This window comes from Azospirillum sp. A23 (genome assembly GCF_042938965.1).
GTDB classification, from domain to species: domain Bacteria; phylum Pseudomonadota; class Alphaproteobacteria; order Azospirillales; family Azospirillaceae; genus Azospirillum; species Azospirillum melinis.
Genome location: NZ_CP170667.1, coordinates 2,424,457 through 2,442,804, shown reverse-complemented (window position 1 = coordinate 2,442,804; position 18,348 = coordinate 2,424,457). Strand labels below are relative to the sequence as shown.

Genomic DNA, 18,348 nt, shown 5'->3' with positions numbered 1-18,348 from the left:
GCTAGGGCACCAGACGATAGCCGCCGGGCTCCGTCACCAGGATGCGGGCATTCGACGGATCGGCCTCGATCTTCTGGCGCAGGCGGTAGACGTGGGTCTCCAGCGTGTGGGTGGTGACCGCGGCGTTGTAGCCCCAGACCTCCCCCAGCAGGGTTTCGCGCCCGACCACCAGATCGCCGGCACGGTACAGGTATTTCAGGATCGCCGTTTCCTTCTCGGTCAGGCGGATCTTGCGGTTGGCGGCCTCGTCCAGCAGCAGCTTGGCGCCGGGGCGGAAGCTGTAGGGGCCGATGGCGAAGACCGCGTCCTCCGTCTGCTCGAACTGGCGCAGCTGGGCGCGCAGTCGGGCGATCAGCACCCCCAGGCGGAAGGGCTTGGTCACATAGTCGCTGGCGCCGGACTCCAGACCCAGGATGGTATCGGCATCGCTGGCCGACGCGGTCAGCATGATGACCGGGCAGCGCACACCCTCGCGCCGCAGCAGCTTGCACACGTCGCGCCCGTCCATGTCCGGCAGTCCGACATCGAGCAGGATGGCGGAAAAGCCGATTCCCGCCCCGGCCGCCGCGCGGACCGCCTTCAGTGCGCCGGCGCCGTCGCCCGCCTCCTCGGTCTCGACCTCCTCCAGCAGCCGCAGCTGCTCTGCCAGCGACTGGCGCAGGGCGGTGTCGTCATCGACCAGGAGGATGCGCTTTGCGATGGTCATGGGCTGTATGGGGGCTGCACGGGGCTGCGGCACGGGACTGGGAGGCGGATGCCGTCGGCGGCAGTGCCGGGGCCGCGCCTTAGTAGCATGGCGCCGGTGGATTGTCGTGATGGCTTGTGGCGGGAGGGGCAGCGGCCCTCGCCGAGGCACTCAGAGGACCGCCAGCAGTGCCGCCGCCCCCTCCGCATTCGGGTCGGCACGGACGATCCGGTCGGGCTGAACGCCCAGTTCCCGCACGGTGGCGGCGACCGCGTCGTCCGGCACCGCGATGCGGCGCATCAGCGCCAGCGCCCCCTGTTCCAGATTGCGGCGGGCCGCGGCCTCGTCGGTGGGCAGCGCGGGGTCCGCCCAGTGCAGGCGCTCGACCAGCGCGGTGAAGCGCAGGCGTCGGCTGTCGGCCGTCAGGCTGGCGGCGAGATTGGCCAGGGCGTTGCCGTCCAGCAGGACCGGAGCGCCGTCGGGCAGCCGTGCCAGCGCGACGTCGGCCGCCAGGATCGCCGACGGATCGACCTGCGGGTGCGGGCCGGGCAGGGCATGGATGGTGATGCCGGCCCCGGCGGCGCGCAGAGCTTCGACCATGCGGCGGCCATAGGCGTCGGCCGGAAGATCGGCAGGCATCACCAGATGCACGGAGGCGGGCTGGTCAGGGGGCGTCGAACGGGTGGTCACGGGGGAGGGCTCCCGGTTGAAGGGCTGTGGCTGTCATCCTAACGCCCGCGGTTCCGGCGGCGGAGCACCCCGTTGGAGGTGCCGCCTCCGTCCGGCATTCTGTCCCGATCCGGTCTCAAAGGGCTTCTGGGCCGGGCAGGCTGGCGGGATCGTTGCGCCTTCGGCAACGGTGTGGCGCGCGGGAATCGCTGGACAGGGGCGCGCCACCTGCGCTTTGCTTCGCCCGCCGAACGCACCATGTCCCGTTTTTCGCGCCGGAGCCGGCGCACCCGCTACGCAAAGCCGCTGACGATGCAAGCCGAACACTCCTCCGCCACCACCACGGTCAACCTGTCCGCGCCCGCGGCAGCTCCCAAAGCGGCTCCGATCGACGAGGCCGCCGTGCGCGCCGTCGACCGGGCTCTGGCCGCCCTGCGCCGGGGCGAGGTGGTGGCGATCGAGACGGCCGACGGTACCGTCGGCGCCGCGGTCTCGGTGGAGTCGGTGGCGCTCGATACGGTGGACCGGCTGAAGGCGCTGACCGGCGGCACTCCCCGGCTGGCGGTCACCCGCCGCCGCGCCGTCGTGCTGGGGCTGGCCGCCGCCGGAGCGGCGCAGCCGGCGACCGACATCGCCGACGATCAGGCGCCCGGTGCGGCGGAGGCGTTCGGCGCCATGACCCTCGACCGGCCCGACGGGTTGACGGCCGACCAGGCCCATGCGCTGGCCGATCCCGAACAATATCCGCAGGCCCAGGATGCGCTGCCGGCTGGCTTGACCGCCACCGAGGCCTGCCCCGGCAGCCGCGAGGCCGCCGCGGTGGACCTCGCCCGGCTGGCCCGCCTGCTGCCGGCCGCCATCACCGCCGACCTGCCGTTGCCGGTGTCTGGTGGGCCGGTTTCCGGTGGGGCGGTCCCGGGTGAGGCAGCGGTCAGCGCCGCGGAGTGGGCGGCGGAGCATGACCTGCTGCTGGTGCGGGCGTCGGACGTCGCCGATTACCGCGTGCATGTGGTGCGGACCCTGCGCCGCGTCGCCGATGCGCGGGTGCCGCTGGTCGGGTCGGAGAACACGCGCATCTACGCCTTCCGCCCGGCCGACGGCGGGCCGGAGCATCTGGCCATCGTCATCGGCGAGCCCGATCCGACGCAGCCGGTGCTGGCCCGCCTGCACTCGGAATGCTTCACCGGGGACCTGCTGGGGTCGCTGCGCTGCGACTGCGGCGACCAGTTGCGCGGCGCCATCGCCGAGATCGCCCGGCAGGGCAGCGGCGTGCTGCTGTATCTGGCGCAGGAGGGGCGTGGCATCGGGCTGGTCAACAAGCTGCGCGCCTACCGCATCCAGGACCGTGGTTTCGACACGGTGGACGCCAACGAAATCCTCGGCTTCGAGGCCGACGAGCGCGTCTATCTGCCGGCGGCGGAGATGCTGCGGCAGCTTGGCTTCGACTCCGTTCGGCTGATGACCAACAACCCGGAAAAGCTGCGCCAGCTCGCCCGCTGTGGCATCGCCGTGGTGGAACGCGTGGCCCACATCTTCCCCGCCAACGGCCACAACGAGGCCTATCTCCGCACCAAGGCGGAACGCAGCGGTCACATGTTCTGAGCCTTCAGCCCAGCTTGAGCCGGTGAGGCAGGAATCGCCATGCCGGCCCGGCAGTTCTTGCCGCCCCTCTTACTGTTCATGCGGGGCTGGGAATCGGATTCCGGGTGCGACCGTCCGGATCCTCCCGAAACGGGTGATTCCGCCCCGGTTCGGGCATGGGGGCTTGGCACGGCGTTTGCTGTACCTGCCGTGACCACCGAGCCGGGAGACCGCCCATGGCCATCGACGCCACCACCATCGACAGCAGCGCCGTTCAGCGTCCGTTGCCGCGCGAGAAGGCGTCGCCGGTCATCAATGACGGCCACAATGGCGGTCCGGTGGAAATCCAGGGCGACATGTCCTTCTGGGACTTCCTGGACATCATCAACCCGCTGCAGCACATCCCGATCGTCAGCACCGTCTATCGCGAGATCACCGGCGACACCATCCAGCCGTCCATGCGGATCATGGGCGACATGCTGTATGGCGGCGTGATCGGCGGCATGGCCTCCATCGCCAACGCGGTGATGGAACAGGCGACGGGTCAGGATGTGGGTGAAACGGTCATGGCCTCGCTCGGCTTTGGGGGAGGTGACCATCCCGCCGCCTCCACCGCCGTTGCGGACGCCTCGGGGGGGCCGGCGGCGTCCGGTTCCCCCGCGGAGCCGCAGCAGGCGCCTGCCGCCGGGCTTGCCGCGGCGCTGGCCGCCGCCAAGCCGGCCGACCTCGCCTCCGCACCGTCGCCGGCTCCCGCCGCCACCGGACAGCCGATCCGGCTTGCCGCCGCGTCGCCGGCTGCTGCCAAAGCCGCATCCGCAGACGCCTCGCCGGCCCTCACCGCGCAGCTTGCCGCCGGCGCCGCCCCGCACCCCAGCAAGATGCCGGCGCGCGACACCCCGCTGGCGAGTTCGGCCCTGGCGAAGCACAGCGCCCCCCGCTATGCGGCGCCGGTACCGGGAGCGGTGACAGCCTCCGCCCGCGCCATCGGTGCCACGGCGGCCAATGGCGGCCAGCCGCAGGCCGGCGCGGGGCAGCCGGCCCCCGCCCAGCCGGGCGATGCCGCGCCGGCCGCTTCACCGGTTGCCGGATCGGCTCCGGTCACGCCGGACATGCTGTCGGAGACGATGATGCGCAATCTGGCCAAGTATGAGCAGTCGCGCAAAGCGGCGCAGGCGGCCACCAGCACCACGCGGGTTTCGGGATGAGCATCGAGATCGGTGTGACGCCGGATCGCCCCGGCACCGAGAAGGTCGGACCCGGCGGCGTCGGTCCGGTCACCACCGGCCGCCTGCGCTGGCCGGGCGGGGAGGCGCCCTGCGTGCTGGGCCGCGGCGGTGTCCGCCCCGACAAGCGGGAGGGCGACGGCGCCACCCCCGTCGGCCGGTTCCCGCTGCGCCGCGTGCTGTGGCGCGCCGACCGGCTGCCGCCGCCGGAGACCGGGCTGCCGCTCCACCCCATCGCCGAGCAGGATGGCTGGTGCGACGCGCCGGAGGATCCCGCCTACAACCGGCCTGTCGTCCGCCCCTATCCGGCCAGCCATGAGGAGATGTGGCGGGACGACCACGTTTACGACATCGTGGTGGTGATGGGGCACAATGACGACCCGGTGGTGCCGGGAATGGGCAGTGCCGTGTTCCTGCACCTCGTCCGCCCCGACCGGACGCCGACTGCGGGCTGCGTCGCGCTGGCGCCCGAGGACATGCTCCGGCTGCTGAAGGATTGCGGGCCGGGCAGCGCGCTCAGCGTTGCCGACCCGGGTGCCTGATGCTGCTGTCGAACCCCGGGCCGGGCCTTATTGGGCCGGGTAGGGACGCGCACCGAAGATCGCCGTGCCGACCCGCACATGGGTGGCGCCGAAGCGGACGGCGGTTTCGTAATCTCCGCTCATGCCCATGCTGATCTCCGGCAGACCCAGCCGTCGCGCCATTTCGGCCAGCAGGGCGAAATGCATGGCCGGCTCCTCGTCCACCGGCGGAATGCACATCAGCCCGGTGACCGGCAGCCCCAGCCGGTCGCGGCAGTCGGCCAGGAAGGCCTCGACCTCCGCCGGGGCGATTCCAGCCTTCTGCGGCTCCTCGCCGGTGTTCACCTCGATCAGGCAGCGCGGCCGGCGGCCGGACTTCGCCATTTCCTCCGCCAGCGCCTCGGCCAGCTTCAGACGGTCCAGGGTCTGGATCACGTCGAACAGGGCGACGGCGTCCTTGACCTTGTTGGTCTGGAGCGGCCCGATCAGATGCAGTTCCAGGTCGGGGAAGCGCTCCTTCAGCGCCGGGAACTTGCCCTTGGCCTCCTGCACGCGGTTCTCGCCGAACACGCGCTGGCCGGCGGCAAGCGCTTCCTCCACCGCGTCGGCCGGATGAGTCTTCGACACCGCGATCAGAGTGACGGCGTTCTTGTCGCGCCCGCAGGCGGACTCCGTCTCCGCAATGGCACGCCGCACCGAGTCGAGCCGTGCCGTCACGCTGTCCGCAACCGTGGAATCGCCTGCTTCGGCGCCGGTTTGCGTATCTTTGCCAGTGCCCTGCGTCATCGTCATGGCCGCCCCCAATCCGGTCGCTGCGGGTGTACAGCGCTTCCGCGGCGTGTTAGCGGACGGTCCGCGGAAACGCAAGCGCCCCAAGCGACCATGCCCGACGCATCCACATCGCCGGCGGATCGCCGGCGCGGGTATCGTCATCGTTTTGCATATCGAGGAGACCTCCGCATGCGGAGTCCGTTTCGTTCCCTGCTCTCCGCCCTGACGCCGGCCGTCCCTGCCGGCCTGCTCGCCGCCGCAGTGGCCGTCTGGTGCGTCGCCGTTCCCGCCAGCCCCGTCCATGCCGAAGAGCATCCGAAGCAGGCCCCCAAGGCCGCCGCCCCGGCGAAGCCCGGTGCCAAGCAAAGCAAGGCCAAGGTCATGCTGGGGTCGCCGATGACCAAGGTCCGCTTCAGCGAGCCGGCCTACCCGCTGACAGACGACGGCACCTATCGCAGCTTCATGGACAAGGTCCTGGACGAATACGGCCGCCGCTGCGTGCGGCAGGAACAGTTCGGCTGGGAGGTCGCGAAGGACGATCAGGAGCGGCTGGACTACATCTTCCAGGGGACCATGGCGAATTACGGCCGCATGGGCTACCTGCTGGGTGAGATCCATCCCAAGTCCGTCACCGATTCGGAGACGATCGTCTTCCTCGGCGACCGCGACAAGGAGCGCTACCTGCTGGTCTGGACGCCGCTGGAGTCGTCGGTGCTGTTCATGCTGTGCGACACAACCGACAAGGACGGCAAAACGGCTCCCAAGAAATAAGCCGGTCCCGGAAAACGACGAAGGGCGACGGATTGCTCCGTCGCCCTTTTCTTATCCGCCGTTGGAACCCTGCCGCTCAGAAGGCGAAGCGGGTATCCCACAGCACGATGTTGGTGTCGTTGTTCACGCCGCCGACCTTGTTGTCGAGATAGCTGTATTCCAGACCCGTGGTCAGGCCCGGCGCAACGGTGTAGGTCACACCGGCCTGCCAGACGTGGGCGCGGGAGTTCAGGCCGGCGAAGTTGCTGTCGATGCCCTTCGCGTCAGTGTAGGTGGCGGCCAGGATCACCGAACCGAAATCGTAGTTGGCGCCGACGATCCAGACCTGCTGGTCGTCCACGCCGCGGGTGCCCTTGGCATAGCCGCTGTCGCCGCTGAAGGCGTAGCTGCCGCCGACCTTGAAGCCGGCGTAGGATACGTTGGCGCCGACATGGACCGAGGACAAATCCTCAAGCTGGCTGGCCGCTTTGGCGAACTGATAGGCGGCGCTCGCCTCCAGGCCGAAACCGCCGAACTCGCCCTTGTAGGTGGCCTGGACCTCGCCCATGTCGCGATAAGCGGTGCTGTTCTTGCGACGGTTGATGTCGGTGTTGCTGCTGCCATAAACCGGCGTGTAGGCAGCGCCGACCTGGAAGCCGGCGAAGCTCGGCGTCAGGTAGATGATCTTGCTGCTGGCGTCTCCCGACTCCAGCGTGCGCAGGCTGCCCAGCGCATAGGGCGCGCCGTTGGCGTTCGCGTAATAGTTCAGGAACTGCGCGTCCGGCGAACCTTCGATGCCTTCGACGTTCGGGCCGATGATGCCGTATTCGTCCGACAGGCCGTTGATCACGCCGGCCTGGATGGTGCCGAAGCCGCCATTCACGAACATGAATGCACGGTCGCTGTCCGTGCTGCGGTTGTTGTTTGTGCCGCCGGCGGCGCGCAGACGCAGGCGCGCGCCGTATTCCAGGCCGTTGTCGGCCTTGGCCGTCGGGGTGATGGTCAGGCGGAAGCGGTTGGCGAACTCGGTCTTGCGCAGGCCGGTGTTGTCGTCCTGGTCGACATAGGCGCCCTGGAAATAGGCGTCGCCGCCCAGCAGGATGTCGAACTTGGACTGTGCAGAAGCGGTGCCGCAGCCGGCGGCGAGAGCAACGGCGGCGCAGCCAATGACGAGAGAACGCTTCATGGATGTCATCCTCGGTGCATGCGTCCCGTCAGATTGGGACGCGAGCGGTATCTTGTGACCCCAGACTTAGTCCTGCCACCGGCACTCCGACAAGTGGCGGCAGGGATGGAAGTCACCTCATTCCGAGAACAGTGGCGTGAAAAACACGGGACTCCGGATCATGTAAATGCATATATCAAATACTTGCCGATTTATTGGGTGTCGAGGTCAGCAGTTCTGTGCCAAGGGGTTACCCATTTCGGATGGGTTCAGGCGTGAGCCTGTTCTGCACGCTCCGGGCTGTTTGTCGACTGGGAAATGAACAAAAAAAAGAGGCGGCGGATTTCTCCGCCGCCTTCACGTTTGCTGCCAGGAACCCGTCCCTTAGAAGGAGAAGCGGGTGTCCCACAGGACGATGTTGGCGTCGTTGTTGCGGCCGCCGGACTTGTTGTCGACGTAGCTGTATTCCAGACCCGTGGTCAGGCCCGGAGCCACGGCGTAGGTCACGCCGCCCTGGTAGACGTGGGCGCGGGCGTAGTCAGCCGCGGAGAAGGCACCGGTGCCGACGTTGGCGCCCTTGGCGTCGGTGTAGGTGGCAGCCAGGATGACCGGGCCGATGGTGTACTGGGCACCGACCAGCCAGACCTGGTTGTCGTCGACGCCGGTGTGGCCCTTGCGGTAGCCGCTGTCGCCGCTGAAGGCATAGCTGCCGCCGATGGCGAACGGACCGAAGGTGACGGTGGCGCCGGTGTGGACCGACGACAGGTCTTCGAAGCCGGTCGGGGCCTGGGCGAACTGGTAGGCAACGCTGGCTTCCAGGCCAACGCCGCTGAAGGCGCCCTTATAGTAGGCCTGAACTTCACCCATGTCGTTGTAGGTGACGTTCTTGCGGCGCTCGATGTTGGTGTTGCTGCTGCCGTAGGTCGGGGTGTAGGCGGCGGTCAGCTTGAAGCCGGCGAAGCTCGGGGTCGAGTAGACGATCTTCGTGCTGGCGTCGCCCGACTCGAGCGTGCGCAGCGAACCGACAACGTACGGCAGCGAGGTCACGCCGTAGTAGTTAAACACCCAGCCGTCCGGGCTGCCCGAGATGCCGTCGACGTTCGGGCCGATGACGCCCGAGTCGTCCGACGGGCCGTTGACGACACCGGCCTGGATCGAACCGAACGAGCCGTTCACGAACATGTAGGCGCGGTCGGCGTCGGTCTGGCGGTTGTTGTTGGTGCCGCCCGAGGCGCGCAGACGCAGGCGGGCGCCGTATTCCAGGCCGTTGTCAGCCTTGGCCGTCGGGGTGACGGTCAGACGGAAACGGTTGGCGAATTCGGTCTTGCGCAGGCCGTTGTCGTTGTCCTGGTCGACATAGGCGCCCTGGAAGAAGGCGTCGCCGCCCAGCAGGATGTCGAACTTCGACTTGGACTGGGCCGAGGCGGTGCCGCAGCCGGCGGCGAGGGCAACGGCGGCGCAGCCGATGACGAGAGAGCGCTTCATGGATTATCCATCCTTATGCGTACGCCCCGTTTTGGCCGGGAGCGGTCGGTTGTCTTTGTAAGCAAGACTTAACCGCTCTCCAATTACTCCGGCAAGAGGCAAACTGCGGCGCGCTTTCGCATTCGCAACACAGTTGCAACAAAAACACACTCATAACTGGTTGGAATGATTAAAAAATCCTAGAGTGGCTGAATTCTGCTCTTTGGTTGGGCTGAAAATCAGGCGGCTTGCCTAGAAAGTTGGCAAGGGAAAGGCGTGGGCAAGAAAAAAGGCGGTGGCCGAAGCCACCGCCTTTTCCATCCGTTGCCGGACGTTCGATCGAAAGATCGATTAGAACGCCAGGATCGAGCGGACCAGGACGACGTCGCCCTTGTCGTCGCGGAGCGAGGCGTCGTTGTCCAGCTTGAAGTGGTCGTACTGAGCCTGGACGGTCAGACCCGGAGCGACGGTGTAGCCGACACCGATTTCGTAGACCTGCAGCTCGCGGTCGCCGGCGGTGAAGAACGAACCGGCGTCCTTGCCGTTCTTGTAGTTGGCGCCGACAACGATCGGGCCGGCGGTGTACTGAGCGCCGACAACCCAGTTGCGGGTGTTCTCGGTGGCAACGCCCGGACGCTTGTTCTGGCCCGACTTGCCGTAGTCGATGTAGCCGCCGCCGATGGCGAAGCCGGCGTAGCCAACCTGAGCGCCAGCCTGCCAGGCGTTCAGATCCTTGTAGTTGGAACCGACGACGTCGTCGACGGCGCGGCCCCAGTTGTAGCCGGCGCTGGCCTTAACGGTCACGCCGCCGAAGGTGTTGTTGTAGTTGGCGCCGACTTCGACGATGTCGGTGTAGGTGCCAGCGCCGCCAGCGGCGAACGTGCCAACCGGCTTGACGCGGTTGACGTCGGTGGCCGAGCTGTCGTTACGCGGGGTGTAGCTGGCGCCGATCTGCAGGCCGGCGAAGCGCGGCGAGAAGTACACGATCTTGGTCGAGTTGGCTTCCGCCACCAGCGACTGGGTGATGATCGTGTTGCCGTTGGTGACGGTGCTGGCGGCGCCGCTGTTCAGACCGTTGGCGGTCGTGCCGATCCAGGCCGGCAGGGCGTCGTAGATGCCGAGCGGCAGGTAGTCGAGCGGGGCGGTCGTATAGGTCTCGTCGTTGAACGAGTTGGTCACGCCGAGGCGGACCTGACCGAAGGAGCCCTGCGCGAAGATGTAAGCGCGGTCGGCGTCGGTGTTGCGGGCGTTGTTGGTGCCAGCGTTGGCACGCAGACGCATACGCGCACCGTACTCCAGGCCGTTGTCGGCCTTGGCGGACGGGATGATGTTGATGCGCATGCGGTTGCGGAATTCGGTCGAACGCAGGCCGGAGTCCAGATCCTGATCGACGTAGCCGGCTTCGAAGTAGGCGTCGCCGCCGATCTTGACTTCGAACTTGGCCTGGGCGTTGGCAGCGCCAGCGCCGAGGGCGAGAGCGGCGGCGGCAGCGCCGGCCAGCAGATAACGGGTCATGATTTTTGCCTCCATCCTGGCAGCAGATGTTTCAGCCTGGTTGACGTCCTGGCTGAGACTTTCGTACGCACCCCCGCCCTCGCCAGCAAGCGGCAAATCTCCGGGATTGCTGCATTGGGGGGACAGTGTGTCGCACGGAGCACACTAAGAAGGACCCCCTTGGCGAGCCCGCCGCAGTGCAACCCGGCAGGCTTCGCCTGTTGTCGTCCTGTTGTGACGGGGCGGGGCAAAGACGCTTCCGCTGTTGCGTGGTGCCGTCCACTTATGGTCTGTTCACCGGCATTCCGCGCGTGACTCGCGCGCGGCAACCCCTTTTCTAAACCGGGTTCCCGACCATGCGCCGTTCGACCGCCCTTCGCCTTGTCCCTGTACTGCTCGCGGCTTCCGTCTCGATCGCCGGCTGTGCGAGCTGGGGCGGCAAGACCGAAACCGTCGAAGAGCAGATGAAGAACAAGGACTACAAGTTCGGCAGCCTGCTCGGCACCGACGGCGGTCTGAACCTGTTCGGCAAGAACAAGCGTGGCGGCGACCAGGACACGGCCGGGGGCATCGGCGTGAACAGCTTCCTGTGGCGCGCCTCGCTCGACACCCTGTCCTTCATGCCGATCGCCTCGGCCGATCCGTTCGGCGGCGTGATCCTGACCGACTGGTACACCCCGCCCGATTCGCCGAACGAACGGTTCAAGGTCAACCTCTACATCATGGACCGCCAGCTGCGCGCCGACGGCGTCCGGGTGTCGGTGTTCAAGCAGCAGCGGACCGGCAACGACTGGCGCGACATCACTGTCGGGCCGGAAACCGCCGGCACCCTGGAGGACGCGGTGCTGACCCGCGCCCGCCAGCTTCGCGTGGCGCAGAACGCCGCCGCCCGCTGACACGGCCGGCCGGTCCGGGCCGGTATCCCGACCTTTCGAGCATCTGGTACAACGGAAAACGGCGTCGCGCTCATGTCGCGTTACAATGTCAAGGAAACCGAGGCGAAGTGGCAGGGCGTGTGGGACAGCAAGGGCTGTTTCACCGCGCGCGAGGACGCCTCCCGGCCCAAATACTATGTGTTGGAGATGTTCCCCTACCCGTCGGGGCGCATCCACATGGGCCACGTCCGCAACTATACCATCGGCGACGTGATCGCGCGCTTCAAGCGTGCCAAGGGCTTCAACGTCCTGCACCCGATGGGCTGGGACGCCTTCGGCCTGCCGGCCGAGAACGCCGCGCTTGAGAAGAAGGTCCATCCCGCCGCCTGGACGCGCGAGAACATCGCGACCATGCGCGGGCAGCTGAAGACGATGGGCCTGTCCATCGACTGGGACCGCGAAATCGCCACCTGCGACGTGGAGTATTATCGCCACGAGCAGAAGATGTTCCTGGATTTCCTGAAGGCGGGCCTCGCCTACCGCAAGGAATCCTGGGTGAACTGGGACCCGGTGGACAACACCGTCCTCGCCAACGAGCAGGTGATCGACGGCCGCGGCTGGCGCACCGGCGCGCTGGTGGAAAAGCGCAAGCTGTCGCAGTGGTTCCTGAAGATCACCGCCTATGCCGAAGACCTGCTGAAGGGCCTGGAGACGCTGGACCGTTGGCCCGAGCGCGTCCGCATCATGCAGGAGAACTGGATCGGCAAGTCCACCGGCGTCCGCTTCCGCTTCAAGATCAAGGGGCGCGAAGACGATCTGGAGGTTTTCACCACCCGCCCGGACACGCTGTTCGGCGCCTCCTTTGCCGCGATCTCCCCGAATCACCCGCTGGCGGCCGAGCTGGCCGCGTCCAGCCCGGAACTGGCCGAGTTCATCGCCGAGTGCAACCGGCTGGGCACCAGCGAGGAAGTGATCGAGACGGCGGAGAAGCGCGGCTTCGACACCGGGCTGACGGTCGTGCATCCCTTCGATCCGTCCTGGGAGCTGCCGGTCTACGTCGCCAACTTCGTGCTGATGGAATACGGCACGGGCGCCATCTTCGCCTGCCCGGCGCATGACCAGCGCGACCTGGATTTCGCCCGCAAGTACGGTCTGCCGGTCCGCCCGGTGGTGATCCCGGCCGATGCCGACCCGGCTGCCTTCGAGGTCGGGACCGAGGCCTACACCGGTCCCGGCGTGCTGCGGAACTCCGCCTTCCTCGACGGACTCGACACCGAGTCGGCGAAGGAGGAGGCCGGCAAGCGGCTGGAGGCGGCGGAGCAGGGCGAGCGCACCACCCAGTACCGCCTGCGCGACTGGGGCGTGTCCCGCCAGCGTTATTGGGGCTGCCCGATCCCGGTCATCCATTGCGAGTCGTGTGGCATCGTTCCGGTCCCTGACGACCAGTTGCCGGTCGTGCTGCCGGAGGATGTGACCTTCGACAAGCCCGGCAACCCGCTGGACCACCATCCGACCTGGAAGCACACCGGCTGCCCCCAGTGCGGCAAGCCGGCGCTGCGCGAGACGGACACCTTCGACACCTTCATCGAGTCGTCCTGGTATTTCGCCCGCTTCTGCTCGCCGAAGACCGAGGATGCGGCCTTCACCCGCGAGGCGGTCGATTACTGGCTGGGCGTCGACCAGTATATCGGCGGCATCGAGCATGCGGTCCTGCACCTGCTCTACAGCCGCTTCTGGACGCGCGCGCTGAAGACCTGCGGCTACCTGAACCTGGACGAGCCGTTCACCGGCCTGTTCACCCAGGGCATGGTCAACCACGAGACCTACAAGGACTCCGGCACCGGCGCCTGGCTGGCCCCGACCGACCTGACGAAGAACGACAAGGGCGACTGGGTCCGGGCCGACACCGGCGCGCCGGTCAATGTCGGCCGCGTCGAGAAGATGTCGAAGTCCAAGAAGAACGTGGTGGATCCGGCGCACATCATCGGCACCTACGGCGCCGACGCCGCCCGCCTGTTCATGCTGTCCGACAGCCCGCCGGAGCGCGATCTGGAATGGACCGAGGCCGGCATCGACGGTGCCTGGCGCTACATCAACCGCCTGTGGCGGATGATGACCGAGGCGGATCTGCCGGCCGCCGGCACGCCGAAGCCCGAGTCGCTCGGCCCGAAGGCCGAGGCTGCCCGTCGCCTGGTCCACAAGACCATCGCCGGCGTGTCTGAGGATCTCGACAAGTTCCGCTTCAACAAGGCGGTCGCCCGGGTTCGCGAGCTGTCCAACGCGCTCGGCGAGCTGGACGGCAAGGGCGACGGCGAAGGCTGGGTCCTGCGCGAGGGCTTCGAGTCGCTGGTCCGTCTCGTCGGTCCGATGATGCCGCATCTGGGCGAGGAGCTGTGGGCGCAGCTGGGCCACAGCAGCCTGCTGGCCGACCAACCCTGGCCGGAGGCCGACCCCGCCCTGGTGGTGGAGGACAGCGTCAAGGTCGCGGTCCAGGTCAACGGCAAGCTGCGCGCCACGCTGGAGCTGCCGCGCGACATGGACAAGGATGCGGCGGAGCAGGCGGCGCTTGCCGACGTCAACGTCCAGCGCGCCATGGACGGCAAGCCGGCGCGCAAGGTCATCGTCGTCCCGAACCGGGTGATCAATGTCGTCGTCTGATCCCAGATCGATCCGCCAGGGCCCGTTCCGCCGGAGCCCGCTCCGTCGGGCCCCGCTCCGTCAGGTCATGGCGCGGGGGCTTTTCGCCCTCGCGCTCGGCCTGTCCGCCGTGTCGCTGTCGGGCTGCGGGTTCCAGCCGCTCTATGGCGGCAAGGGCATCGGGGCCGCCGCATCCGAGCGGCTGATGGAGGTCGACATCGCGTCGATCCCCAACCGGGAAGGGCAGAAGCTCCGCAACCTGCTGATCGATAACTTCTATCCGTCGGAGCGGCCAGGAAATCCGCGCTACCGTCTGGATGTGTCGCTGTCGGCGTCGGAACAGAAGCTGGCCTTGCAGAAGGACGCCACCGCGGTACGCGCCCAGCTGCTGGTCAACGCCCCCTACCGGCTGACCGACACCCAGACCGGGCAGGTGGTGTTCCAGTCCAGCTCGCGCTCGATGGTCAGCTACAACACGCTGGAGCAGCATTACGCCGCCATCGCGACGGTGCAGAACGCCTATGATCGGGCGCTCGAAGACATCTCCAACGACATCACCACCCGCGTCGCCATGTTTCTCGGCCGCGGGTCCTGACCGGCCGGGGATGCACGGGTGAAGCTCCAGCCCAAGGCGATCGACGGTTTTCTGCGCAGCCCGGACCGCAAGGTTCGGGCGGTGCTGCTTTATGGCCCCGACTCGGGGCTCGTCCGCGACCGCGCCCAGACGCTGGGCAAGATGGTGGTGCCGGACCTGTCCGATCCCTTCCGCGTCGCCGAGTTCCAGGGGCGCGCTATCGCCGACGATCCGGCTCGGCTGGCGGACGAGGCGGCGGCGATCTCCTTCACCGGCGGCCGGCGCCTGATCCGCGTTCGCGATGCCGAGGACAACGCCACCGCCGCCTTTACCGCCTTTCTGGAAAATCCGCCGCCGGGCGACAGCCTGGTGGTGGTCGAGTCGGGCGACCTCTCGGCCCGATCCAAGCTGCGGCTTCTGTTCGAGGGAGACGATGCCGCCGCCGCCATCCCCTGCTATGTCGAGGAGGAGGCGTCGCTCGGCCGCGTCATCGCCGACATTCTGCAAGGCCATGGGCTGACCGCCGATCCCGACGTGCTGAGCTTCCTGGCCGGCAATCTCGTCGGCGACCGCATGGTGGCCCGCGGCGAGGCGGAAAAGCTGGCGCTCTACATGGGCAGCGAAAAGCGCGTGCGGCTGGAGGATGCCCAGGCCTGCATCGGCGACAGCGCCGCCCTGTCGATGGACGAGCCGGTGTGGGCGGCGGCGGAGGGCGACTTCGCCACGCTCGACCGTTCGCTGGCGCGCCTGTTCGCCGAGGGCACGTCGCCAGTGCCGATCCTGCGCGGCGCCCAACGCCATTTCCAGCGGCTGCAACTGCTCACCGCCCAGGTCGCTGCCGGCAAGTCGCCGGAGGCCGCCGTCGAGTCGCTGCGCCCGCCGGTCTTCTTCAAGCTGAAGACCCGGCTGGTCAGGCAGGCGCGCCACTGGTCGCCCAACCATGTCCGGCAGGCGCTGGAACGGCTGGTCGATGCCGAGGCCGACTGCAAGCGCACCAACATGCCGGACGAGACCCTGTGCGCCCGCGTGCTGTTCCAGCTCGCCTCGCTGGGAGCCCGGCGCTGAAGCATGGCGCTGACTTGACCGTTGGGGGCGGCGCGCTATCTGGCGGAGCATGAGCGACGCCACCTACACCGCGCCACCGCCCGCCCCCTTCCGGGTCCGCTGGTGGCAACCCCTGCTGTTCTGGGTCATCGTCAATGCCTGGGGCTTCGTCGAGCGGGGCGGACAGCCTTTCGCCGGACACCATCCGTCGCCCCTGCAGCCGCCGGGCTGGGTCTTCCCGGTGATGTGGTTCACGTTGAATGTGTTCCAGATCTGGGGCGACATCCGCCTGATCGACCCGGCGCGGCCACTCCGCAGCCGCGGGCTTCTGATCGGCCTCCAGGCGGTGACCTGGGTGATCTACGCCACCTTCAGCCTCGTCTATTTCACGCTGGGCAGCTCGATCCTCGCCGCGGCCTGGACGGTGTGCTTCTTCGTCATCACGTCGATCTGCATCGCGCTGGTGGGGCGGGACGACCGAAGCATCGCGCTGATCTGGACGCCGCTGATCTTGTGGACCGGTTTCGCCTCGGTGGTCGGCATCCACAACGCCCTCATCAACCCCGATCCGCTGTTCGGGACTCCGGCCCTTTGGGGATAATACCCGGATAAAAACCTTGCGCGGAATATCACCCGGATATAACCAGTCGGGACTGATAACCTGCGGGGGAGCGAAGACTATGGCGGCCACGGCTGGGAAAGAGAATCGCAAGGCGGCGCTGGCCGCCTACAAGGAGCGCAAAAGCGTGGCCGGCGTCTTCGCCGTCCGTTGCGGGGCCGCCGGTGCGGTATGGATGGGCGGCGCGCCGGACCTCGACAAGATCCAGAACCGCCTCTGGTTCCAGTTGAAGATGGGCGGTTGTCCGCACCGCAGCCTGCAAGCGGCGTGGAGCACCCATGGCGCCGAGTCGCTGGCGTTCGAAATCGTCGAGCCGTTGGAGGATGAAGAGCTTGCCTTCGCCCGCGCCGCCGCCCTGAAGGGGCGGGTCGCCCATTGGGTCGCGGCTTTGCGGGCGGAAGCGATCTGAGGGCGGGCGCTCAGCCGCGGTAGTCGTGAACGCGGCCGGTGAAGTCGGTCACGCGATAGCCGCCCTCGCCCTGCTCCTCGATCCAGGCCGGGGCGGCCGGGGCTTTGCCATGGCCGCCGGGAATGTCGAGCACGTAGGTCGGCTGGCACAGGCCGGACAGTTTCCCGCGCAGGCCGGTCACCAGCGCCTGACCCTCCGCCAGCGTCGGGCGGAAATGGCTGGTGCCGGCGGCAAGGTCGGGATGGTGCAGGTAATAGGGCTTCACCCGGTTGCGCACCATCCCGCGGAACAGAGCCTCCAGTGCGGCATGGCTGTCGTTGATGCCCTTCAGCAGCACGGTCTGGCCGACCAGCGGGATGCCGGCCTCGACCAGCCGGGCGAGGGCCGCCCGCACCGGCGGGGTCAGTTCGTCGGCATGGTTGATGTGGACGGCGACCCAGGTGGCGAGGTCCGGGGCGGTCAGCGCCTCCACCAGTTCCGGCGTGACACGGTCGGGATCGGCGGCGGGGATGCGGCTGTGCAGACGGACGACACCGACATGCGGCATGGCCGACAGCGCCTGGACGATCCCACGCAGCCGGCGCGGCGACAGCAGCAGCGGATCGCCGCCGGTGACGACGACCTCCCACACCTCCTCGTGATCGCGGATATAGGCCAGAGCGGCCTCCATCTCGTCGGGGGTCAGCGCCTCGCCGCCCGGGCCGACCATCTCGCGGCGGAAGCAGAAACGGCAATAGACCGCGCAGGCGTGCAGCGGCTTCAGCAGCACCCGGTCGGGATAGCGGTGGACGATGCCCTTCACCGGGCTGCGCGCCACGTCGCCGATGGGATCCTCGAGTTCCTCCGGCGTGCTGTACGCCTCGGCCGGGGAGGGGACATACTGGGCATAAAGGGGATCCTGCGGATCCATGCGTCCGGCCAGCGTCTCGCGCAGGTACGGGGTCAGCGCCACGGCATAGCGGTCGGCGACCGTACGCACGGCATCGCCGGCCTCCGGTGTCATCAGCCCGGCGGCCACCAGATCGGAAACGCTGTGCAGGGCCTTCATCGCTCTTTCCCGCTTCGACGGAATGGGTCATGTAGGAAAGCGACCGCTCTTACTCCTGCGAGACCCATGCTGTCGACTCTTCCCCGCCTGATCGGCCATCGCGGCGCCAAGGAAAGCGCCCCGGAAAACACCCTCGCCTCGATCCGCGAAGCCGCCCGCCAGGGCGCCCGCTGGGTCGAGGTGGACGTCATGCTGACCCGCGACCAGCGCCCTGTGCTGATCCATGACGACACGCTGGACCGCACCACCACCGGCAGCGGCGCCGTCCCGCTGCTGGAACTGGCGGATTTGCAGACGCTCGACGCCGGGCGCTGGTTCGATGCCGCCTTCGTCGGCGAGCGCGTGCCGACGCTGGAGGAGGCGGTGGCGCTGGTCCATGACCTGGGCCTTGGCCTGAATCTGGAGATCAAGCCCTATCCGGGGCATGAGGAGATCACGGCGGAGGTGGCGCTGAACACCCTGCGCCCGCTGTGGCCATCCGACCGGCCGCTTCTGCTCTCCAGCTTCGAGGTTCCCTGCCTGGAGGTGGCGCAGCGGCTGTGGCCGGAGATCCCGCGCGGCTATCTGCTGTGGGACCCGCCGGCAGACTGGGCTTCCATCGCCGACCGCATCGGCGCGGCGACGCTGAACGTCCACCAGGACCGCCAGACGGCCGACAGCGTGGCCGAGTACCGCGCCACCGGCCGGCCGGTGCTGGCCTACACCGTCAACGACGCGGAACGGGCCCGGACGCTGTTCGGCTGGGGCGTGTCGGCGGTCTTCACCGATGCGCCCGGCCGGCTGGCCGCCGAACTGGCGCATGATGCCTGATGGGGAGCC

At 68.1% G+C, this 18,348-nt stretch carries 18 protein-coding genes; 11 read left to right on the top strand and 7 right to left on the bottom strand.

Annotation, left to right across the window (positions count from 1 at the left end):
• Position 1: 1 nt before the first annotated feature.
• Positions 2–706 (bottom strand): response regulator transcription factor, encoded by a 705-nt coding sequence (locus ABNQ40_RS29015; RefSeq protein ID WP_109047750.1) that lies wholly within the window; start codon positions 704–706, stop codon positions 2–4.
• A gap of 150 nt (positions 707–856) precedes the next feature.
• Positions 857–1,375, bottom strand: a complete 519-nt coding sequence (locus tag ABNQ40_RS29010) for a glycosyl transferase (protein ID WP_247879530.1) — start codon at positions 1,373–1,375, stop codon at positions 857–859.
• A gap of 291 nt (positions 1,376–1,666) precedes the next feature.
• Here ABNQ40_RS29010 and ribA point away from each other — a divergent pair, with 291 nt between their 5' ends.
• The 3 genes from ribA to ABNQ40_RS28995 all read left to right on the top strand — a co-directional run bounded on the left by ribA (position 1,667) and on the right by ABNQ40_RS28995 (position 4,700).
• Positions 1,667–2,956, top strand: a complete 1,290-nt coding sequence (gene ribA / locus ABNQ40_RS29005) for a GTP cyclohydrolase II (protein WP_391349103.1) — start codon at positions 1,667–1,669, stop codon at positions 2,954–2,956.
• Between the two features lie 215 nt (positions 2,957–3,171).
• A complete protein-coding gene (locus ABNQ40_RS29000) occupies positions 3,172–4,140 on the top strand; it encodes a hypothetical protein (protein ID WP_109047749.1) in 969 nt (322 codons plus the stop codon).
• Positions 4,137–4,700, top strand: a complete 564-nt coding sequence (locus tag ABNQ40_RS28995) for a L,D-transpeptidase (protein WP_109047748.1) — start codon at positions 4,137–4,139, stop codon at positions 4,698–4,700. The genes ABNQ40_RS29000 and ABNQ40_RS28995 overlap by 4 nt, the downstream gene beginning before the upstream one ends.
• A 27-nt stretch (positions 4,701–4,727) precedes the next feature.
• Here the strand turns inward: ABNQ40_RS28995 and ABNQ40_RS28990 are convergent, their stop codons facing one another.
• Positions 4,728–5,471, bottom strand: coding sequence for a YggS family pyridoxal phosphate-dependent enzyme (locus tag ABNQ40_RS28990; RefSeq protein WP_247879529.1), 744 nt, complete (start codon positions 5,469–5,471; stop codon positions 4,728–4,730).
• A gap of 168 nt (positions 5,472–5,639) precedes the next feature.
• On the opposite strand from ABNQ40_RS28990, the gene ABNQ40_RS28985 reads away from it, so the two are divergent.
• Complete coding sequence (locus ABNQ40_RS28985; RefSeq protein WP_109047747.1) at positions 5,640–6,221, top strand: hypothetical protein; 582 nt, start codon at positions 5,640–5,642, stop codon at positions 6,219–6,221.
• A 76-nt stretch (positions 6,222–6,297) separates the two neighbouring features.
• Here ABNQ40_RS28985 and ABNQ40_RS28980 read toward each other — a convergent pair whose 3' ends face one another.
• The 3 genes from ABNQ40_RS28980 to ABNQ40_RS28970 form a co-directional block, all read right to left on the bottom strand.
• Positions 6,298–7,386, bottom strand: coding sequence for a porin (locus tag ABNQ40_RS28980; protein ID WP_109047746.1), 1,089 nt, complete (start codon positions 7,384–7,386; stop codon positions 6,298–6,300).
• A 363-nt stretch (positions 7,387–7,749) separates the two neighbouring features.
• Complete coding sequence (locus ABNQ40_RS28975; protein ID WP_109047745.1) at positions 7,750–8,850, bottom strand: porin; 1,101 nt, start codon at positions 8,848–8,850, stop codon at positions 7,750–7,752.
• A gap of 330 nt (positions 8,851–9,180) precedes the next feature.
• Entirely contained in the window at positions 9,181–10,344 is a 1,164-nt protein-coding gene (locus ABNQ40_RS28970) for a porin (RefSeq protein ID WP_109490686.1), read from the bottom strand.
• Positions 10,345–10,679: 335 nt separating this feature from the next.
• Between ABNQ40_RS28970 and ABNQ40_RS28965 the strand changes: the two genes are divergently transcribed.
• The 6 genes from ABNQ40_RS28965 (at position 10,680) to ABNQ40_RS28940 (ending at position 16,481) form a co-directional block, all read left to right on the top strand.
• The gene (locus ABNQ40_RS28965) at positions 10,680–11,219 is read left to right on the top strand and encodes a DUF3576 domain-containing protein (RefSeq protein WP_098740706.1); all 540 of its coding nucleotides are present in this window, start codon (positions 10,680–10,682) and stop codon (positions 11,217–11,219) included.
• Between the two features lie 72 nt (positions 11,220–11,291).
• Positions 11,292–13,856, top strand: a complete 2,565-nt coding sequence (gene leuS, locus ABNQ40_RS28960; RefSeq protein WP_109047744.1) for a leucine--tRNA ligase — start codon at positions 11,292–11,294, stop codon at positions 13,854–13,856.
• Between the two features lie 67 nt (positions 13,857–13,923).
• Entirely contained in the window at positions 13,924–14,430 is a 507-nt protein-coding gene (lptE, locus tag ABNQ40_RS28955) for an LPS assembly lipoprotein LptE (protein WP_109047743.1), read from the top strand.
• An 18-nt stretch (positions 14,431–14,448) separates the two neighbouring features.
• Positions 14,449–15,474: a DNA polymerase III subunit delta gene (gene holA / locus ABNQ40_RS28950; RefSeq protein WP_109047742.1), complete on the top strand. Its 1,026-nt coding sequence runs from the start codon at positions 14,449–14,451 to the stop codon at positions 15,472–15,474.
• Positions 15,475–15,523: 49 nt separating this feature from the next.
• Positions 15,524–16,054: a tryptophan-rich sensory protein gene (locus tag ABNQ40_RS28945; protein ID WP_109047741.1), complete on the top strand. Its 531-nt coding sequence runs from the start codon at positions 15,524–15,526 to the stop codon at positions 16,052–16,054.
• 79 nt (positions 16,055–16,133) lie between these two features.
• Complete coding sequence (locus ABNQ40_RS28940) at positions 16,134–16,481, top strand: GIY-YIG nuclease family protein (protein ID WP_109047740.1); 348 nt, start codon at positions 16,134–16,136, stop codon at positions 16,479–16,481.
• Positions 16,482–16,491: 10 nt separating this feature from the next.
• On the opposite strand, the gene ABNQ40_RS28935 is transcribed toward ABNQ40_RS28940, so the two are convergent.
• Positions 16,492–17,529 carry a lysine-2,3-aminomutase-like protein gene (locus ABNQ40_RS28935; RefSeq protein WP_109047739.1) on the bottom strand — a complete coding sequence of 346 codons (1,038 nt, stop codon included), beginning with the start codon at positions 17,527–17,529 and terminating at the stop codon, positions 16,492–16,494.
• 66 nt (positions 17,530–17,595) lie between these two features.
• Between ABNQ40_RS28935 and ABNQ40_RS28930 the strand changes: the two genes are divergently transcribed.
• Positions 17,596–18,339: a glycerophosphoryl diester phosphodiesterase gene (locus tag ABNQ40_RS28930; RefSeq protein ID WP_109047738.1), complete on the top strand. Its 744-nt coding sequence runs from the start codon at positions 17,596–17,598 to the stop codon at positions 18,337–18,339.
• The last annotated feature ends 9 nt before the right edge of the window (positions 18,340–18,348 follow it).